General features: G+C 61.5%; 18 protein-coding genes. 7 read left to right on the top strand and 11 right to left on the bottom strand.

The window, feature by feature from the left end; genetic code table 11:
• Nucleotides 1-56: 56 nt before the first annotated feature.
• From YY7_RS0128015 to YY7_RS0128000, 4 genes are all read right to left on the bottom strand, one after another.
• A complete protein-coding gene (locus YY7_RS0128015) occupies nucleotides 57-1,700 on the bottom strand; it encodes a GMC family oxidoreductase (RefSeq protein WP_028166110.1) in 1,644 nt (547 codons plus the stop codon).
• 27 nt (nucleotides 1,701-1,727) lie between these two features.
• Nucleotides 1,728-2,321, bottom strand: coding sequence for a GNAT family N-acetyltransferase (locus YY7_RS0128010; protein WP_028166109.1), 594 nt, complete (start codon nucleotides 2,319-2,321; stop codon nucleotides 1,728-1,730).
• 135 nt (nucleotides 2,322-2,456) lie between these two features.
• Nucleotides 2,457-3,383 (bottom strand): SMP-30/gluconolactonase/LRE family protein, encoded by a 927-nt coding sequence (locus YY7_RS0128005; protein ID WP_028166108.1) that lies wholly within the window; start codon nucleotides 3,381-3,383, stop codon nucleotides 2,457-2,459.
• 231 nt (nucleotides 3,384-3,614) lie between these two features.
• Complete coding sequence (locus YY7_RS0128000; RefSeq protein WP_028166107.1) at nucleotides 3,615-4,454, bottom strand: AraC family transcriptional regulator; 840 nt, start codon at nucleotides 4,452-4,454, stop codon at nucleotides 3,615-3,617.
• A gap of 243 nt (nucleotides 4,455-4,697) precedes the next feature.
• Between YY7_RS0128000 and YY7_RS0127995 the strand changes: the two genes are divergently transcribed.
• Both YY7_RS0127995 and YY7_RS0127990 read left to right on the top strand, forming a co-directional pair.
• A complete protein-coding gene (locus YY7_RS0127995) occupies nucleotides 4,698-5,927 on the top strand; it encodes an ABC transporter substrate-binding protein (protein ID WP_051396970.1) in 1,230 nt (409 codons plus the stop codon).
• A gap of 144 nt (nucleotides 5,928-6,071) precedes the next feature.
• Complete coding sequence (locus YY7_RS0127990) at nucleotides 6,072-7,175, top strand: mandelate racemase/muconate lactonizing enzyme family protein (protein ID WP_028166105.1); 1,104 nt, start codon at nucleotides 6,072-6,074, stop codon at nucleotides 7,173-7,175.
• Between the two features lie 112 nt (nucleotides 7,176-7,287).
• On the opposite strand, the gene YY7_RS0127985 is transcribed toward YY7_RS0127990, so the two are convergent.
• Nucleotides 7,288-7,653, bottom strand: a complete 366-nt coding sequence (locus YY7_RS0127985; RefSeq protein ID WP_155255357.1) for a hypothetical protein — start codon at nucleotides 7,651-7,653, stop codon at nucleotides 7,288-7,290.
• A gap of 174 nt (nucleotides 7,654-7,827) precedes the next feature.
• Between YY7_RS0127985 and YY7_RS0127980 the strand changes: the two genes are divergently transcribed.
• Nucleotides 7,828-8,052, top strand: coding sequence for a hypothetical protein (locus tag YY7_RS0127980; RefSeq protein ID WP_028166103.1), 225 nt, complete (start codon nucleotides 7,828-7,830; stop codon nucleotides 8,050-8,052).
• Between the two features lie 336 nt (nucleotides 8,053-8,388).
• Here YY7_RS0127980 and YY7_RS0127975 read toward each other — a convergent pair whose 3' ends face one another.
• Both YY7_RS0127975 and YY7_RS0127970 read right to left on the bottom strand, forming a co-directional pair.
• The gene (locus YY7_RS0127975) at nucleotides 8,389-8,823 is read right to left on the bottom strand and encodes a cupin domain-containing protein (protein ID WP_028166102.1); all 435 of its coding nucleotides are present in this window, start codon (nucleotides 8,821-8,823) and stop codon (nucleotides 8,389-8,391) included.
• 327 nt (nucleotides 8,824-9,150) lie between these two features.
• Nucleotides 9,151-9,804, bottom strand: a complete 654-nt coding sequence (locus YY7_RS0127970; RefSeq protein ID WP_028166101.1) for a glutathione S-transferase — start codon at nucleotides 9,802-9,804, stop codon at nucleotides 9,151-9,153.
• A gap of 202 nt (nucleotides 9,805-10,006) precedes the next feature.
• Here YY7_RS0127970 and YY7_RS0127965 point away from each other — a divergent pair, with 202 nt between their 5' ends.
• Entirely contained in the window at nucleotides 10,007-11,227 is a 1,221-nt protein-coding gene (locus tag YY7_RS0127965; protein ID WP_028166100.1) for a polyhydroxyalkanoate depolymerase, read from the top strand.
• Nucleotides 11,228-11,365: 138 nt separating this feature from the next.
• Entirely contained in the window at nucleotides 11,366-12,160 is a 795-nt protein-coding gene (locus YY7_RS0127960) for a substrate-binding domain-containing protein (RefSeq protein WP_028166099.1), read from the top strand.
• Nucleotides 12,161-12,332: 172 nt separating this feature from the next.
• Here the strand turns inward: YY7_RS0127960 and pstS are convergent, their stop codons facing one another.
• Nucleotides 12,333-13,337 (bottom strand): phosphate ABC transporter substrate-binding protein PstS, encoded by a 1,005-nt coding sequence (gene pstS, locus YY7_RS0127955; protein ID WP_028166098.1) that lies wholly within the window; start codon nucleotides 13,335-13,337, stop codon nucleotides 12,333-12,335.
• Between the two features lie 44 nt (nucleotides 13,338-13,381).
• Entirely contained in the window at nucleotides 13,382-14,920 is a 1,539-nt protein-coding gene (gene phnA, locus YY7_RS0127950) for a phosphonoacetate hydrolase (RefSeq protein WP_349642687.1), read from the bottom strand.
• On the opposite strand from phnA, the gene YY7_RS63530 reads away from it, so the two are divergent.
• Together YY7_RS63530 and YY7_RS63525 are read left to right on the top strand one after the other, a co-directional pair.
• Entirely contained in the window at nucleotides 14,801-15,172 is a 372-nt protein-coding gene (locus YY7_RS63530) for a LysR family transcriptional regulator (protein ID WP_349642686.1), read from the top strand. The two genes, phnA and YY7_RS63530, sit on opposite strands and share 120 nt — an antisense overlap.
• Nucleotides 15,123-15,647: a LysR substrate-binding domain-containing protein gene (locus tag YY7_RS63525; protein WP_245287444.1), complete on the top strand. Its 525-nt coding sequence runs from the start codon at nucleotides 15,123-15,125 to the stop codon at nucleotides 15,645-15,647. Before YY7_RS63530 ends, YY7_RS63525 begins: the two co-directional genes overlap by 50 nt.
• A gap of 269 nt (nucleotides 15,648-15,916) precedes the next feature.
• Here the strand turns inward: YY7_RS63525 and YY7_RS0127940 are convergent, their stop codons facing one another.
• Nucleotides 15,917-17,656, bottom strand: a complete 1,740-nt coding sequence (locus YY7_RS0127940) for a bifunctional protein-serine/threonine kinase/phosphatase (RefSeq protein WP_028166095.1) — start codon at nucleotides 17,654-17,656, stop codon at nucleotides 15,917-15,919.
• 59 nt (nucleotides 17,657-17,715) lie between these two features.
• Nucleotides 17,716-18,534: a formate/nitrite transporter family protein gene (locus YY7_RS0127935; protein WP_028166094.1), complete on the bottom strand. Its 819-nt coding sequence runs from the start codon at nucleotides 18,532-18,534 to the stop codon at nucleotides 17,716-17,718.
• Nucleotides 18,535-18,698 lie beyond the last annotated feature (164 nt).

The raw sequence follows: 18,698 nt of genomic DNA, 5'->3' as shown, positions 1-18,698 counted from the left end.
TGTTGCCTCATCCTTCGAGACGCGCTGCGCGCTCCTCAGGATGAGGAGAAACAGCGTCAGGCGTATTCCGCCAGGGCCACGGCGGCCGCCGCCTGCTTGCCGCGGATCATGTCGGAGGCCTTGTCGGCGATCATCATCGTCGAGGCGTTGAGATTGGCCGAGATCATGCGCGGCATGATGGAGGCGTCGACCACGCGCAGGCCCTGCAAGCCGTGGACGCGGAGCTGGTCGTCGACCACGGCCCATCTGGCATCCGCCGGGCCCATCCGGCAAGTGCAGCCGGGATGGAAGGTCGTCGTGCCGCGCTCGGTCGCAGCCGCGAGGAATTCGTCGTCGGTCTGCACGTTCGGTCCGGGGAAATCCTCGTAGTCGTAGTAAGGCGCAAGCGGCGCCGACTTCAACAGGCGGCGCGCCAGCTTCATGCCGGCGACCACGACGCGGCGATCAAGCTCTTCGACGAGATAGTTGGTCTGGATGATCGGCGGCGCGAACGGATCAGACGAGCGGATGCGGACAAAGCCGCGGCTCTCCGGCCGCTGCTGCCAGGAGGCGACCGTCATGCCGGGCTGGTCCTCGAGCTGGCCCTGCACACCTTCCTTGTAGCTCGCCGGCGTGAAGGTGAGCTGGAGGTCCGAACTCTCCGTGGTCTCGCCCGAATGCCAGAAGCAATAGACCATGGTCGGCGACAGCGACAGCAGGCCGCGCCGTGTCGTCGCCCATTTCAACGCCTCGACCCACAGGCTGAGGCCCCGCCGAAGCTCGTTGATGGTCCGGATGTTCTTCACGCGCGCGACGGAACGCGGCGCGTAATGGTCCTGCAATCCCTCGCCGACACCGGGCAATGCGTGGCGCACCTCGATGCCGTGCGACTGTAACAGCTCCGGCGCGCCGACGCCGGACAATTGCAGGACCTGCGGCGAGTTGTAGGCGCCGCCGGAGAGGATCACTTCCTTGCTGGCTCGCACCTCGATGGGCTCGCCGCCCCGCCCTCCCCGAAGATAACGCAGGCCGACCGCGCGCTTGCCCTCGAAGATGATGTTGGTGACATGCGCATGCGTGCGCACGTTGACGTTCGGCCGCTTCCGCGCCGGATGCAGGAACGCTTTCGCCGCGCTCATGCGCAGGCCGTTCTGGATGGTGCGCTGACAGTAGGACACGCCTTCCTGGATCGCGCCGTTGTAGTCAGGATTGCGCGGAATGCCGAGGCTGACCGCCCCCTCCATGAAGGCCTCGCAGAGCGGGTCCTGCCACTCCATGGTGGTGACCGTGAGGCTGCCGTCGCGGCCGCGATAGGTCTCGTCGCACTCGCCGACACGACGTTCCATCCGCTTGAAATAGGGCAACACGTCCGGATAGCCCCAGCCGCGGTTGCCGAGCTGCGCCCAGGTGTCGAAGTCCTGGCGCTGGCCGCGGTTGTAGATATGGCCGTTGATCGAGGACGAGCCGCCGAGCGTCTTGCCGCGCGGCGCATAGATGCTGCGGCCGCCGGTCCAAGGGCCCGGCTCCTGCTGGTAGGCCCAGTTGACGCTCTTCATGTGGAACGTCTTGATGAAGCCGGCCGGCAGATGGATATAGGGGTGCCAATCCTTCGGGCCTGCTTCGAGCACGCACACCGTAGTGCCGGCATCCTCGCTCAAGCGGTTGGTAAGAACGCTACCGGCGGAGCCCGCGCCGATGATCACATAATCGAACGTTTCCATCGTCTCGTTTCTGGCGCGGCAGAGCGGCTACCGCGGCTTTTCGTTGAGTTGATAGGTGAGGTGCGCCTTCACCGTCGGCCATTCACTGGCGATAATGCTGTAGACCACGGTGTCGCGCAACGTGCCGTTTGGTGCAATCTGGTGGCTGCGCAGGACGCCGTCCAGCTTGGCGCCGAGCCGCTCGATGCCGCGGCGGCTCTGGTGATTGAAAAAATGCGTGCGGAACTCTACCGCAATGCAATCGAGCGCCTCAAAAGCATGCGTCAGTAACAGCAATTTGCACTGCGTATTGACCGCGCTGCGCTGCACACGCTTCGCGTACCAGGTCGAACCGATCTCGACGCGCCGGTTGAGCGCATCGACATTCATGTAGGTGGTCATGCCCGAGATGGTGGCGGAGGCATCGAACACCGTGAACGGCAGCATCGATCCGGCCGCCTGCAGGCCAAGCCTGCGGTCGATCTCTTTGCGCATGTCTTCAGGCCGAGGGATGAAAGTGTACCAGAGCTTCCAGAGCTCGCCGTCCTTCGCGGCCTCAACGAGACCATCGGCGTGATCCGGCGACAGTGGCTCCAGCCGCGCATGCGCGCCGCGAAGGGTGATAGGTTCAAGCCAGGGCATTTCTTCTTCTCCTCATCCCGAGGAGGCCGCATAGCGGCCGTCTCGAGGGATGGGCCACGGGTGACGGCGGGGCCTCATGGTTCGAGACGGCGTTTCACGCCTCCTCACCATGAGGGTTTAGCATCCCATCAGCCATCACTTGTTCAAAAAATTCAGCGGCAGGCCAGGCCGCGCCCAATCCATCGCGATCAGCTCGCCCTTGCCTGACAGCGTGATGTAGGCGGTCTTCAGCTCGGGTCCGCCGAAGGCAATGTTGGTGGTGACGCGGTCGCCGGTCGGCACCTGCTCGACCAGGGTACCATCAGGCGCGATCACGGAGATGCAGCCCGAGACCAGCGTCGCCACGCAGACATTGCCGCTGGCTTCCACCGCGAGCGAATCGAACATCTGGTAGCCGCCGAGCCCGGCAATCGGCTTGCCGCGTTCGCCGCGATAGATCCCATCGCGCGGCTTGACGGTGCCGGGCGCGGAGAGATCGTAGGCCCACAGCCGCGCCGTGGGTGTCTCGGCGATGTAAACCGTGTTCTCGTCCGGCGACAGGCCGATGCCGTTGGCCGGCAGCAGACCATGCACGCCTTCGACGATCTCCTTCATGCCGGGCTTGATGTAGTAGAACGCGCCGACATCCATCTCGCGGGCGCGGCGCTTGCCGAGATCGGAGAACCAGAGCCCGCCATGCTTGTCGAAGACAAGGTCGTTCGGTCCCCTTAAGGCATGCTCGCCGCATTTGTCGACGACGGTCTCGACCTTGCCCGACTGCAGATCGACGCGCTGGATCGAGCCACCGATATAGTCTTCCGGCTGCGGCCCCGGCATGATCATGTTGCGCGTCGGGATCCAACTAAAGCCGCCATTATTGCAGATGTACATCTTGCCGTCGGGTCCGAGCGCCGCGCCATTGGGGCCGCCGGGAATCTGCGCCACCACTTCCTTGCGCCCGTCCGGATAGACCCGCGTCAACCGCTTCCCGCGGATTTCGACCAGCACCACCGATCCGTCCGGCATCACCACCGGCCCTTCCGGAAATTCAAGATCGGTGGCAAGAACGCGGATATTGGCCATGAATCCTCCCGGCTGCTTGTGGCTGCAGGGGGATTTTTGGACCGCCCCACGCAACGTATTGTTGGCGTGAAGTTATGACAAAGACGCTTCTGCTTGCCAAGCAAGCGCGGAGCAGGGCAGCCTTGCGAGCTGCCGTAGGATGGGTAGAGCGAAAGCGAAACCCATCATCTTGCCCCATCGCATCTGGCGCATTGATGGGTTTCGCTTCGCTCTACCCATCCTACAAGTCCATCACTCCTTCACAGGTACCCAGATCTCGAGGCCGCCATTGCCGGTCATAGGATCGAAGTTCTCGTCATAGCGCTCGAAGTTCGGCGCATCGGCCGCCTTCATATCGGACTGCGGCAGCCAGTGATTCCAGATCGTGTTCACGGTTCGCCGGATCGTGGAGATGTGCTCGCCATGGGTGAAGACCGCATATTTCTGCTCGGGGATGCGCACCCGGCTGAACTCGCGCGGCAAGTCGGAGAAGTCGGCGACCTCGACGCCGGCGATATAATCGAAATTGCCGGCGTCATCGCCGTTGCAGCAGACGCCATAGGCGACGTTGCCAATGCGGCCGGGAATATTGCCGACCGTCTGGTGAAATCGCTGCCACTGGTTCGGAATGCCGGCGCCGTCGCAATTGGCGTGATTGTAGCGCTCGCCGACGCCGGCGACGAGGAACGCCTTTCCGGTTGCAATGCGTGGCGGGCTGAGATGATCGAGCGCGGTCGAATCCATCATGATCGGCTCCTGTAGCTTCAGCTTGCTGAGGCACGTCGTGGCGCGAACCGTTTCAGGCGTGACGCCGAAATGGTCGCGAAACGCGCGAGTGAACGCTTCGTGGGAGCCGTAGTCCGCATCCAGCGCAAGGCTGAGAATGTCCGGCGCGCCGCCCGCAAGCGCGCGAGCCGCCTCGCTGAGACGGCGGGCGCGCACGTAACGCATCACCGAAAATCCTGTCGCCGCCGCAAACGCGCGCACCAAATGGAAGCGCGAGACACCGGCGATGCCGGCAATCTCGTCGAGCGTCAGCGACTGACCAAGATGGCTCTCGATGTACCAGAGCGCCTTCTGGGCTGGATTCATGGCTGTCGGGCCTTCCCTCGAAACGCGTCCATCATGCGTGATCGCGCCGTGCACCGTTTGACAGTCCTTGCTGTCCCGCAGCAATCAAAGCGTCGTTCCGTCCCACGGAAATTGCAACCCGCCCCGTCGCTGGCAAGGCATAGCCAATCGTGCATACTCGTTGACGCATCGATCCGACGGCTCACATCAAGCTGCCCATAATCAAGACTGCAGGAGCCGCGGCGACTGTCAGGGAGGACAAAGATGCATTACCGGCTCTTGAACTATGCCCAATCCACGCTGCTTGCGACACTTATAGCTATAGCGCTCGCGGGAACCGCCAGCGCGCAAAAGAAATACGACCCCGGTGCCACCGACACCGAAATCAAGATCGGCAACATCATGCCCTACTCCGGCCCGGCCTCGGCTTACGCCACAATCGGCAAGACCGAAGCGGCCTATTTCAAGAAGCTCAATGCGGAAGGCGGCATCAATGGCCGCAAGATCAACTTCGTCAGTTATGACGACGCCTATAGCCCGCCAAAGACGGTGGAGCAGGCACGCAAGCTCGTCGAGAACGACGAGGTGCTGCTGATCTTCAACCCACTGGGCACGCCGGGCAACACCGCGATCCAGAAATACATGAACACGAAGAAAGTGCCGCAGCTCTTCGTCTCCACCGGCGCCGCCAAGTGGAACGACCCGAAGAATTTTCCGTGGACCATGGGCTGGCAGCCCAGCTACCAGGTCGAAGCGCGGATCTACGGCAAGTACATCCTGCAGAACTATCCGGGCAAGACGATCGGCGTGCTCTACCAGAACGACGATTTCGGAAAGGATTACGTGATCGGGCTGCGCGAGGGCCTCGGCGATCAGGCGGGCAAGCTGATCATCGCGGAGGCCTCCTATGAGACCAGTTCGCCCACGGTGGATTCCCAGGTGGTGCAGCTCAAGGGCGCCAATCCCGACATCTTCGTCAACATCGCGACGCCGAAATTCGCGGCGCAGGCGATCAAGAAGATCGCAGAGCTGGACTGGCACCCGGTGCAGTTCCTGACCAACGTCTCCGTTTCGATCGGCGGCGTCATGAAACCGGCCGGCTATGAGGCCAGCCAGGGCGTGCTGTCCACCAACTATCTGAAGGATCCCAAGGACGCCGAATGGAAGAACGATCCCGCGATGAATGAGTGGCGGGCGTTCATGGGCAAATGGTATCCTGAAGGCGATCTCGACGATGCCGCGACCGTGTTCGGCTATGGCGTCGCCAAGGGGCTCGAGCAGGTGCTGCGCCAATGCGGCGACAACCTCACCCGCGAGAATGTCATGAAGCAGGCGGCCAATCTCGATTTCCAGATCGGCATCTACCTGCCGGGCACCCGCATCAAGACCGGACCGAACGACTTCGCGCCAATCGAGCAGCTCCAGATGACGCGCTTCAAGGGCGAGAGCTGGGAGCGGTTCGGCCCCGTCATGAGCGGCGAGAAGGGCTCTTAACGCCCAACCTAAGACACCATCGAACCCGTCATGCCCGGGCTTGTCCCGGGCATCCACGTTGGGCACTTAACGGCGAAGGGCGTGGATGGCCGGGACGAGCCCGGCCATGACGGAGCACTCGGCATCCACCTTTGGAGGCACCTTATGAAAATCACTGATATCCGCGCACGCCACATCCGCATCCCCTATGACGCCGGCCCCGCGAGCTTCCGGCAGGGCGCGTCGGCGATCGCAGCGCTTGACATGGTGCTGGTCGAAGTCTCGACCGATAGCGGCCTCACGGGCTGGGGCGACGCCTTCGCGTATGTCTGTCCACGGACGACCCGCACCGCAATCGAGGAGATGATCGCGCCGCAGGCGCGTGGCCTCGACGTGCCTGATGCATCCGGCATTCCCGCCGTGATGGAGCAGATCCAGCGCAACCTGCATCTGTTCGGCCGCTACGGCATCACGATGTTCGCGATCTCGGGGTTAGACATCGCGCTGTGGGACCTTGCCGGCAAGATCAAGGGCGTGCCGCTGCATCGGCTGATCGGCGAGGCCACACGCGCGAGGATCCCGGCCTATGCGAGCCTGATGCGTATCGGCACGCCGGAACATATCGCCGGCGAATGCGAGGCCGCGCTCCGTCGCGGCTACGGCGCGATCAAGCTGCACGAGACCACGACGCCCGCGGTGTTCGCGGCACGCAACGCGATCGGCAGCAACGTCCCGCTGATGGTCGACATGAATTGCCCGCTGGACGGCCCGAGCGCGATTGCTTTCGCGCGAGACTGCCAGGCGGCAAGTCCGATGTTCCTCGAGGAGCCGGTCTGGCCGCCGGAGGATTTTGCCACGCTCGCCGACGTGCGCGCCAAGGGCGGCCTCGACATCGCGGCCGGGGAGAATGCCTGCACCGTGCACCAGTTCCGCCAGATGATGACGGCGGGCGCCGTCAGCCATGCGCAACCCTCGGTAACCAAGGTCGGCGGCATCACCGAGTTCCTGAGAGTTGCGACGCTCGCCGACGAACTCGGCATCAAGATCGTTCCACACTCGCCCTATTTCGGACCGGGCTTCCTGGCGACGCTGCACCTGATGTCGATACGCCACGACGGCTTCATCGAAGCCTTTTACATGAAACGGCCGGCCTGCCTCTGGCGCGGCCGCGCCGATGTCGATGCAAGCGGCAGCGTCGAGGTGCCGCAAGGGCCCGGTCTCGGCTATGAGCCCGACAGAGACGTGATGGAGCAGTACCGCGTGTCGTAGGGGGCTTCTCACCCCAGGCGTCATTGCGAGGAGCGCTAGCGACGAAGCAATCCATGTCTCCGCGAGCGGTGAGATGGATTGCTTCGCTGGCGCTCGCAATGACGGACACACATCACTTGCCGCCTTCTTTCGCCGCCGGCGCAGCGTCCTTTGCCGGCGGCACGTCGGCCTTCTTCTTCAAGTCCTCGTCCATCTTCTTCTGCGCAGCCAGCAGATCATCCACGCGCTTCTGCAAGGTCGCGGATGCACTCTTGAGGTATTCAATCTGGCGATTGGCCGCATCGAGCTTCTGCTGGTGATCGGTCACAAGCTTCGTGATCGTCTTCTGCAGGAAGTCGACATTGCTCTGCAGGCAGCTCGTGCGCCGCTCCCAGGTCTTCTCGACGGTACAGATCTCGATGCCTGGAACGTCCTGAGCATTAACTTTGTTAAATGCCAAAGCGCTGGATACGAGCATCATGAGCGAGGCGATCATCATCTTAACGTTCATTAAGTCCTCCACGCGCTCACGGCAATGTGCGCAAAGCACGACGACATCGTCAGAGATACCACACTGTAACCGCATTCCGGCGCTGTCCTCCACTTATTGCGGGGTGCGGGGGGCTTTTGGGAACTCAAACGTTTCCACGCATCGGAAGTGGAGAATAATCAGATGGCAACGCGCGAAAAGCGACTGGCGCAATTCGATGGCAACGGCGAACCTCCGCCGAACGAGATCGTCGAAGTGCTTTGCGAAGATCAGAGCGGCACATATCAGTTGCCGTTCGCCTGTCGCTTTACCGACGGTCATTGGCTCAATGACGAATCCGGCGGAACGGTCGAGGCGACCGTGATTGCCTGGCGCTTTCCTCGCGTCAAGCAAACAGGTGTGGCTTAGGAGATCACAGAAGAGTCGCTATCGGCTTCCGCTTCGCGAGCGACGCGAAGCTCACGCTGAAGCAAAACCTGCGAGTGGGATGAAGCATCATCCCTCTCGCATTTGCTTGTATCAAAATGCGACGGGAAAATTCGCCGCCTTAAGGTTCGGAACACCCGTGGAACGAAGCGCGTCCGAATCAGTGATGGAGTGCTGTACGCTGTTGTTCACGGCTAGATGTCGGCGCCAGTCCGAGCAGGCGCACCACATGCAGGAGAACAACCAGCGGCCGCAGCCAACGGCCAACCACAAGAGTTAATTCCTCCGGAGACGACATGATCGGTGACTCCCAATCGGTTACTTCCAAGGCGTCACCGGCGGCACCTTGTCGGTGGCCGGCGGCATGTCGACGGTCTTGAAGTCCGCCGGGCTCACGATCTCCAGATATTCCATATCCGGTGAGTAATCGAAGAGGTAGTGCGCGATACCGGGCCGCTGGTGCACGACGTCTCCGGCCTGCACCAGCGTCGGCTTGTCCTCGTACATGAAGCGCGCCCAGCCCTTCATCATGATCACGATCTGGAAATCGCAATCATGGCGATGCCAGCCGGTGCCATCCTCGGGCGGGCAATCGGGATTCGCCTTGACCAGATGGCAGATCACCTGGCCGCCGGTGGCATCGGCTATGCCGAGATCGCGGTAGAGGAAGAAGTCGCGCAGGCCGCCGCCCTTGAATTCGGTATCGCCTGGCTTGACATGAGAGAACTTGCTGACAACGGCATGCTGGTTCATTTGAAGCCTCCAACGTTCTCGATCGCGAGACCCGCGGCTACGCAAGGCGTCCAAATTTTCGGCAGCGTCGCATCGTCGCGTTCACAGCTTGGTTCGTGCCATGCGAAATCCGCGCCAGTCGCGCTGCGGCGCAGCGATTCCTGCAGATCGCTGTCGCCAAGCGGACGAAGCGCTTGGAACCAAGCCTGAATTTGAGTCGAGCGATTTTTCGCGGCGCAACCACCGCTCGCCTGCCGCTACTCGCACGCGGCTGCCGTGGCACGAGCTTTAGGCAGTACTTGCACCGTGCTTGAGCCCGCTGAACGCGCAGCCGGCAGGCAGCACTGCCTAATATTCGACCTCCAGCTCCTCGACATCGGCAGGCTCGGCCTTGGCCGCCTCGACCCACTCCCGCATCTCCGGCATCGACATGATGGTCTCGGCATAGGCTGCGAGCATCGGCTCGAGCTTGACGTCATAGGTGATGAAGCGGGTGACGACCGGCGCATACATGGCGTCCGCCATGGTGCGGCGCTCACCGAACAGGAACGGCCCGCCGGACTCCGCGAGGCAGTCGCGCCAGATGCTGCAGATCCGGTCGATATCGGCCTGCGCGCGCGACCAGATCTTGAAGCCCGGGAAATGGCCTTTCAGATTGACCGGCAGCGATGCCCGCAGCGTCGTGAAGCCGGAGTGGATTTCACCGCAGATCGAGCGGCAATGTGCCCGCTTTATGCGGTCTTCCGGCAACAGGCCGGCATTCGGCATGACCTCGTTGAGATACTCGGCGATCGCCAACGTGTCCCAGACGGTAGCGCCCTCGTGGCGCAGGCAGGGCACCAGGATCGACGACGACAGCAGCAGGAGTTCCGCGCGGGCCGAGGCGTCGTCCGGAGCTGTGATCACCTCCTCGAATTCCAGCCTCGCGAATTTCGCCAGCAGCCAGCCACGCAGAGACCATGATGAATAGTTCTTGCTGCTGATGGTCAGTGTCGTTGCCATAGAGCCTTCCTTCACGCCTCAACCTCGACCGCAGGGACCCAAAGCCTCCAGCCTATCCTTGCGGATATCGCCCCTGCTCATCGCCTGGGCGCCGAATATCCCAAGCAGCAAGCCACGTGCCAATTTCGAGGGCGGTTCGACTCCGCTTTGGCTTCGATATTGCATAGCAACGCGGGGCAAGGGGCGGTCGCGTACGATGTCAATGTCAATGATGTACCAAGCCTACCAGAATCACATGGACCTGACGGCACCATGGCGCACGGGGGCGGCGGCGGCACTTAGATATCTTAATCTGGTGCCGCAGGGCGCGTCGGACCGGTTGTTTGGCCGGCTCGCGGCCGCACTCGAACTGATCTCGCGCTCCACCCTGACCTACACCCGCCCCGACTATGGCATCGGCAGCGTGAGGGTGGGCAATCGCGAATTGGAGGTGCGGGAGGAAGTTGCCTACGCCACGCCGTTCGGATCGCTCCTGCACTTCAAGAAGATCGATGGACCCGAGCACCCGCGCCTGCTCTTGGTAGCGCCAATGTCCGGTCACTTCGCGACGCTGTTGCGCAGCACGGTCATGACGCTGCTGCAGGATCACGACGTCTACATCACCGACTGGCACAATCCGCGCGACATTCCGCTCGACCAAGGTCGTTTCGGGCTCGAGGATTACACGGACCATCTCATCACCTTCCTCGATAAGCTCGGCCCGCGCGCGCACATGGTCGCGATCTGCCAGCCTTCAGTGTCGGCGCTGGCGGCGGCGGCGATCATGTCGGAGGACAATCACCCCGCGCGCCCTGCATCGCTGACCTTGATGGCCGGGCCGATCGACACGCGCATCCAGCCGACCAAGGTCAACGAATTTGCCAAGAGCAAGCCGATAAAGTGGTTCGAGGACAACCTCATCAACTATGTCCCGATCCAGTGCCGGGGCGCGTTCCGAAAGGTCTATCCGGGCTTTGTGCAGCTCACCGCCTTCGTCTCCATGAACCTCGAGCGCCACATCAAGCAGCACATGGACCTCGCCAATCATCTTGCCAAGGGCGAGAAGGAGAAGGCAAACGTCATCAAGACTTTCTACGATGAATATTTCGCGGTGATGGATCTGCCGGCGGAATTCTACATCGAGACCGTGCGCGACGTGTTCCAGGAGCACCTGCTACCTCAGGGCAAGCTGATGCACCGGGGCCGGCCGGTGAATCCCGCTGCGATCAGGCGCATGGGCCTGATGACGGTCGAAGGCGAGCGCGACGACATCTGCTCGATCGGCCAGACGCTGGCGGCGCAAGACCTCTGCACAGGTGTGCGCGGCTATCGCAAGGTGCATCACATGCAGGCCGGCGTCGGCCATTACGGCGTGTTCAGCGGCAAGCGCTGGAACAACGAGATCTATCCGCTGCTGCGCGATTTCGTGCACGTGAATTCGTGACGAGCAACGAACTCGCTTCGCCCCCTCCCCAACGACATGGCTGAACACACTTCAACGTGAGCGGTTGCTGGTAGCCGCGTATTGCTTGCCGAAGTAACGTCGCCGCAACGATCAACGAATCCCTGGGGAGAAACATCCATGCGGCACCGCGCCACCTTCCGCGCATTCGCCCTCGCCTGCTTCGCCGTACTCTTCCTCGCCGCCTCTACATCCGCCGCCGAAATCCACGTGATGATCTCGGGCGGGCTGACCGCCGCCTACAAAGCCCTGGTACCCGAATTTGAGCGCAAGACCGGCCACAAGGTCTCGACCGCCTATGGACCGTCGATGGGAACCACCGTCAACGCAATTCCGGTGCGGCTCGAGCGCGGCGAACCCGCCGATGTGCTCATCATGGTCGGCTACGCCCTCAATGACCTCGCCGCGCAAGGCAAGGTGACAGCCGACAGCCGCGTCGATCTCGTCAAATCGCCGATCGGAATCGCGGTGAAATCAGGCGCGCTAAAGCCGGACATCAGCTCGGCGGATGCCGTGAAGCGCGCGCTGCTCGCGGCAAAGTCGATCGCCTATTCCGACAGCGCCAGTGGCGTCTACGTGTCGACCGACATGTTCCAGAAGCTCGGCATTGCCGAAGCGATGAAGGACAAAGCAAGAAAGATTCCGGCCACGCCCGTCGGCGAGATCGTGGCCAAGGGTGAAGCCGAGATCGGCCTCCAGCAGATCAGCGAGCTGAAGCCCGTTGCCGGCATCGATATCGTCGGGCCGCTGCCGGATGAGCTGCAGAAGATCACGGTGTTTTCCGCCGGGATCGCCAGCGCCTCCAAGGAGCCCGACGCCGGACGGGCCCTGATCCAGTTCCTCGCATCGCCAGACGCCCACACTGAACTGATCAAGAGCGGACTGGACCCGATCCCCTCCGGCACCACGCACTAGAGCATGATCCGGAAAAGTGTGAAGCGGTTTTCCCTCGCGATAAACGCGAAGCGTTTGTGCGGAGATCACGCTCGAACAATAACCTGAAGCGCGAGAATGATTCATCCTCATCTCATCGCGCTTTAGGGTGCCACAGCCTGAGCGCATGGCCATGCTCTACGCATGCCGGTCATCAGTTGCTCCAGTTTCTGCTGATGTCGGCTTTGACTTTTTCGGGCAGGGGTACGAATTGCAAGGACCGGGCCGCATCGTCACCGTGCGCAAACGCCCATTTGAAGAACTGGAGGGTGGCGTTCGACGTAGCGGTTTTGCTCGAACTTCTCGGTACCAGGACGAACGTGGCGGTGACGATCGGCCAACTTTGTTCTCCGGGCATGTCGGTCAGGTCCACTGCATAGTTCGGCACGGTCCAATCCGCGTTTGCGGCGGCGGCGGCGAACGTATCTCCGTTCGGTACCACGAATCGGCCGGCCTTGTTCTGGATCTGCACGGTCGAGAGGTGATTGGCGACCACATAGGAGAGTTCGGCATAACCGATGCCGCCAACCGTCATTGGTATCGTCGAAGCCGCACCGTAGCTGCCTTTGACGCCGGCGCCGATCGGCCAGCTGAGTGTCATGCCAACCCCCATCTTGTCCCGCCATGCGTCGCTGTTCTTTGCGAGATATCGGGATATTGCGTAAGTGCCTCCTGACCCTCCCGCATGATAAAGAAGCGAGATGGCGAGCTTGGGCAGAGCGACGCCCGGGTTGAGCTTCGCGACACGTGCATCATCCCAAGACTTGATGTTGCCCATGAAGATGTCGGCGAGAACGGGAGCGCTGAGCCGGAGTTGGCCGGGCGCAACACCGGGGATATTGACGACCACTGCATACCCACCGACAACTGTGGGAAATTGCAGGATATCAGCCTCCTTAAGCTTGCTGTCCTCCATGGGAACATCGGAGGCGCCGAAGTCCGTCAGGCCTTTCAGCACCTGGAGCTGCCCAACGGAAGATCCCGACGGCTGGTAGTTGATCGCGATGCCGGTGCTTGGCTTTTCCTGCTCGGCCCATTTGGTGTAGATCGGAGCGGCGAAAGCCGAGCCGGTTCCAACGACCGCAGTCTCAGCATGCCCGGCCCTGCAGAATAACGTCGTCATCGCGAGCGCCATCAAGCCAATTCGCAATGTGCGCATGTGCAGTCTCCCATGACTGAATTCGATCGGATGAAGATTGAGGCTCATTCGACACCGTTTAGGGCAAAGTCGAAGATATCGTAGTTGCGCAGCACGCCCCTTTCCGCTCGCTCCCAGTAATCGCGCTTGAGTGGACGAGAGAGGAGGAACGGCACGCGCTGCTCCCCGAGACCACCATGGGAGCGCAAGCGATGATTGCCGAGCGCCGACAAGTCATGGTCCTGGCGGCGCGCGCCTATCGCCGTCCCGCGGTCCGAAAACACGGCGAAGTCACCCTCGCGATCCGGCGGCAATTGGTATCGCTCGCACACGGTCGCCCGATCCAGGACGAGCTCGACGCCGGGCAATGACCGCAGATAAGTCATCATAGCCTTGATGTCGCCAGCCCTAAGCAGGTGAACGCGCACGAAGCCGCCCAGCGCTCCGTGGTGACGAACGAACGGATCGGCGATCGGGCAGATCACCCTGACGGTTCCCGCACCGAACTTCTCGTTCAGCGTATCTTCGAGGTAGACGACGTTCGGCTGTCCATCTTCGCCCGACTTGTCAGCCATGCCGTGATCGGCCGTCAGCGCGACAGTTGCGCCGAGTTCGATCATGCGCGCGATGCGCCGATCCACCTCGGAGTGGAAGACATTGGATTCGTCGTCACCGGGCTCGTATTTGTGCTGAACGTAATCGGAGGTCGAAAGATACATGAGCCCAGGCCTTGCCGTTTCCAACAGCTTGAGCCCGGCGTCCAGCGCGAAAAGCGAAAGGTCAGCGGAATACTGATCCGGCTTGCCGCGCCCGACCATTTCTTCGCCGCTCTTGAACCCGAGAGCCGTGAGATCGGCGGCGTTCGGGTGCTCGGACGAGAATGCGATCCCTTCCATCTCGTAGGCGAGCACTTTGAGGAGCTTATCCTTGGCGGTGAACACCGCAGTTCGCACGCCGGCTTTGCTCATGGCACCGAGAATGGTGCCGCATCGCAGTCTCCTGGCGTCTGTCACCATGATCTCTTCGCCGGTCTCCGAGTCGAGATAATAGTTGCCGTTGATGCCGTGTATTGCGGGCGACACGCCGGTGACGATGGACGTGTTGTTGGTGTTCGTCGTCGTGGGCACCGTAGCCAGCGCCGTGCCTACGTAACCGGCAGACTTGAGCGCGCGGATCGTCGGCAAGGTGCCGTCCGCGATTCCCTTTTCCATATATTCGGGGTCGAAGCCATCCAGGCAAATCACGACAACAGGCCGCTTTGGCGTGGCGTAGCTGCGCCCGTTTGCCTCGACCAGGCGCTGAGAAGAGTTGGCTGTTGACGTCTGTGCCTTGCTTAAAATCCCGGCTCTGCTGTCGTTGACGACTGTAGTTTCAGCTTTTGACCCGTTCGATAAGCCGAGGAAATGTGAAAATCTATCGAATAAACCGCACCGATATGTGAGAAAAAGTCGTAGATCGTCGGTGTGGACAACCGGATGAAACCGGTGAGAGGGGAGGTCGGAGTGAAGGAAAGAGAATTGCCACTCGTCGCCCTTTGTGCTTTTGCGGCCGCGGCGCGCAGCGATAGCTTGAGCGCGGCGGCCGAAGAACTGGGCGTCACGCATGGGGCTGTCAGCAAGCAGGTGCGATCGCTCGAAGATTGGCTTGGACAGCAGGTCTTCACACGCGAGGGCCGCGGACTCGCACTCACGCCTTATGGAAAAGTCCTCGCTGAGCGCCTCAGCCAATCATTCCGGGACATCGATGCGGCCTGCCAATACGTCAGACGTCATCGCAGTAAGGCCGTGCTCGCCGTCGACGTTCGCGATGTACTTCCTGATGCCGAGATTGAAACGCTTCGAGACCAGATATCCTAACGTGGCAGTCTGGATATCTACCCGGATGACGGGACAAACGCCGGATGTCTCCTCTAACGATCTGCTGATAACGAGGGGAAATGCCGGTCGGGTCGGCGCTCATTCGAAAGGGACGACGGCGCTTTTTGAGGAAAACCTCACACCGGTTTGCAGCATGGAGTTGTTAAAGAAGCGCCCCGTAAGGAAGCCGGCAGACATTCTCAAGCATCCGTTGATCACTTCGGCGACACGCCCCGGCCATTGGGAGCCGTGGCTGCAAGAAGCAGGCATCCGCGATTATCTTTTCGAAGGCGGTCACCGCTTCGACCACATGTTCGTGGCAATGCACGCTGTCCGCGAAGGTTTTGGATCCATTGTCGCCCCCAGAGAGTTCTTTCCAGGTCAGGCACAGTGGAAGCTTCGATGCCCTCTTCCTGGCCTCGCCGTAAGGGGTGAAACGTATTTTGCAAACCCGGGCGGATCCACGACATGTTGACCGCTTTGTCGACTGGCTAAAGGAAGAGATGACAAGGTGATGACAGATCCGTCCTTACTTGGGCAAGTGTGGAACCTGGCGGAATAAGCATCGTGGTAGCGGTGGATGCATAGAATGTGACATAGTCGGTGTCTCGGTCGGCGAGCAGCGCCGCAAAACTGGCGACAAGTTGCGCTCCCGCCGTCGGCTTGTGGCCATCGCGCCATTTCGCTGCCGCGAGTAATTGTGTCGCTCTCAAGCGAACCTGACCGAGTTCATGAGTTCGCGCTCTAATGAAAACGATGCGCGCCGTAGGCCAGCAGGAGGACCAGGGCGAGTGCCAGCACGAGCGTCGTGCATTTCCAGAACAACAGCGGGTTACGCTCGATCAGAGGGGTCGATGACGTCGTGAGATATCTTGCGTTGGGATTGCGGAGGTCGAACAAGAACTCCGACAGACTGTCATATCGCTTGTATGGATTGGGATGCACGGCCCGCTCCATTGCTCGATCGACCCAGATCGGGATGTCCGCACGGATGTGCGTGGCCGGGCCGTAGATGAGCTTGTTGAAGTCCGATCGGGTCCTCGCGCGGGCGACCCGGGCGCCATAAGGCAGCCGTCCCGTCAGCATGTGATAGGTGATGACCCCGAGCGAGTACAGATCCGAGCGCGGCGTGCCAGGCTCGCCCAGGAAATATTCCGGGGCAGTGTATTGCTGGGTGCCGAGAATCTCGTTGCGGCCGTCCAAGGGCGCCGCCTCGACCACGCCGGTGATCCTCGTCGATCCGAAATCGATGATCTTCACCGTGCCGGTCTTGTCGATCATGATGTTGTCGGGCCTGATGTCCTGGTGCAGCATCTCCTTGCGGTGGAAGGCGCGGATGCCCTTGGCGATTTGCTCGACAATGCCGCGGACCGTCTCAAGCTGCGGGCTCGGATTGTCGATCATCCATTGCCGAAGCGTCTGCCCGTCGATGAGTTCGGTCACGACGTAGAGACAATTGCGCTTGCGCGGTGGCGTCCAGGGCTTCAGCACATGCGGGCTGTCGATGCGCTTGGCGACCCATTCCTCCATCATGAACCGCTTCAGATAGGCGGGATCGTCGCGCAGATCGATCGACGGAATCTTGATTGTCACCGTGGTGCCGGTGTCGTCATCAACGGCGAGGTAGATGTGGCTGCGGCTGCTGCCATGCAGTTCGCGCACGATGGTGTAGCCGTCGAACGCCATCCTGGCTTCCAAGAGCGGCGGCAACGGCAACTCGCTCGATTGGCCGAACGCCTCGCTGGCGCTGCTCTCCGGCAGTTCGTCGATACGCACGATCTGGACCGTGAGATTGTCCTGGCTACCGCGCTCATAGGCCTGCTCGACGATGGCCTTCGCCGCCTTGTCGAGGTCATCGGCGCCGTCGACGATTATCTTTGCCAACTGGCGCGGTGCGACATGCTCATAGATGCCGTCGGTCGCCAACAGGAACATGTCGCCCGGCTCGACCCTGAACGACTGGTAGTCGATCTCGACCTGGGCATTAACGCCCAAGGCACGGCCGAGATAGCTCTGCACCGAGGACAAGACCACGCGGTGGTCGGTGGTCAGTTGCTCAAGGCTGTTGCCGGCGAGCCGATAGATCCGGCAGTCGCCGACGTGGAAGATATGCGCGGTGGTCGACTTGATCACCATGGCGCTCAGCGTGCAGACATAGCCCTTGTCCTTTTCGTAAGGGTTCTGGCTGCGCCGAGTCTGCGCATGCAACCACGAATTGGTGGCTTCCAGCACGCGCTGCGCCGAGGTCTTCACCGACCAGGATTCCGAGGTGCAGTAATAGTCGGTCAAGAACCCCTTGACGGCCGACTCGCTTGCAATACGGCTGACGCTGCTCGAGCTGATGCCATCGGCGAGCACGATCGCGATGCCCTTCAGGCCGAGCAGCGGCTCGCTCGGAATCAGGACGCCATGAAAATCCTGATTGGTTTCCTTGCGGCCCCTATCGGAACACTGCCCGACCGATATTTTCAAATGGCGCGACATCGCGAGGTGAAGAGGCAATGGGTCTCTCCGCAAAGGAGAGACCCATATGCGCGATCAGATCAAGCCGCGAGGCGCTCGCGCCTCGGCGCTGTCTTCACATGGGTGGCGTAGAGCGTCAGCCCGGTGAAGGCGAGACCGCCGACGAGGTTGCCGAGCACGGTCGGAATCTCATTCCAGATCAGATAGTCCATGATGGTGAACTTGCCGCCGAGTAGCAGTCCCGAAGGGAACAGGAACATGTTCACGACCGAATGCTCGAAGGTCATGAAGAAGAACAGCATGATCGGCATCCACATCGCGATCACTTTGCCGCTGACGGTGGTCGAGATCATTGCGCCGACGACGCCGGCAGAGACCATCCAGTTGCAGAGCATGCCGCGAACGAACAGCGTCAGCATGCCCGCCGCGCCGTGCGCGGCATAGCCGACCGTGCGGCTTTCGCCGATGGTGCCGATGATCTGGCCGACCTTGTCGGGCGGCGAAGAGAAGCCGAAGGTCGAGACGATCGCCATCATCACAGCCACGGTGAAGGCGCCGGCAAAATTCCCGATGAACACGAGGCCCCAGTTGCGCAGCACGCCGCCGAGCGTCACGCCCGGCCGCCTGTCAATCCAGGCCAGCGGCGACAGCACGAACACGCCGGTCAGAAGATCGAAGCCGAACAGATAGAGCATGCAGAAACCGACCGGAAACAGCGCCGCGCCGACGATCGGCACACCGGTCGATACGTTGACGCTCACCGCAAAGGCCGCGGCGAGCGCCAGGATCGCGCCTGCCATATAAGCACGGATCACCGTGTCGCGCGTCGACATGAAGATCTTCGACTCACCCGCGTCCACCATCTTGGTGACAAATTCCGAAGGCACGAGATAGGCCATTCCAGTTCCCCTTGTTCGCAAAACCAACAACACCGCGGCTCGGCCGCAGCGCGGATATGAAGGATGAGTGGCCGTCCTGGACGCGCGCCGGATCTACGGCGCGACAGGAATGATTCCTGCTGCGACGCTGCGGTTGGCGGAGCCCAGTTGGAACAGGGATACGG

It is taken from the genome of Bradyrhizobium elkanii WSM2783 (assembly GCF_000472865.1).
Classification (GTDB): domain Bacteria; phylum Pseudomonadota; class Alphaproteobacteria; order Rhizobiales; family Xanthobacteraceae; genus Bradyrhizobium; species Bradyrhizobium elkanii_A.
This window is presented reverse-complemented; position numbering and strand designations above follow the sequence as displayed.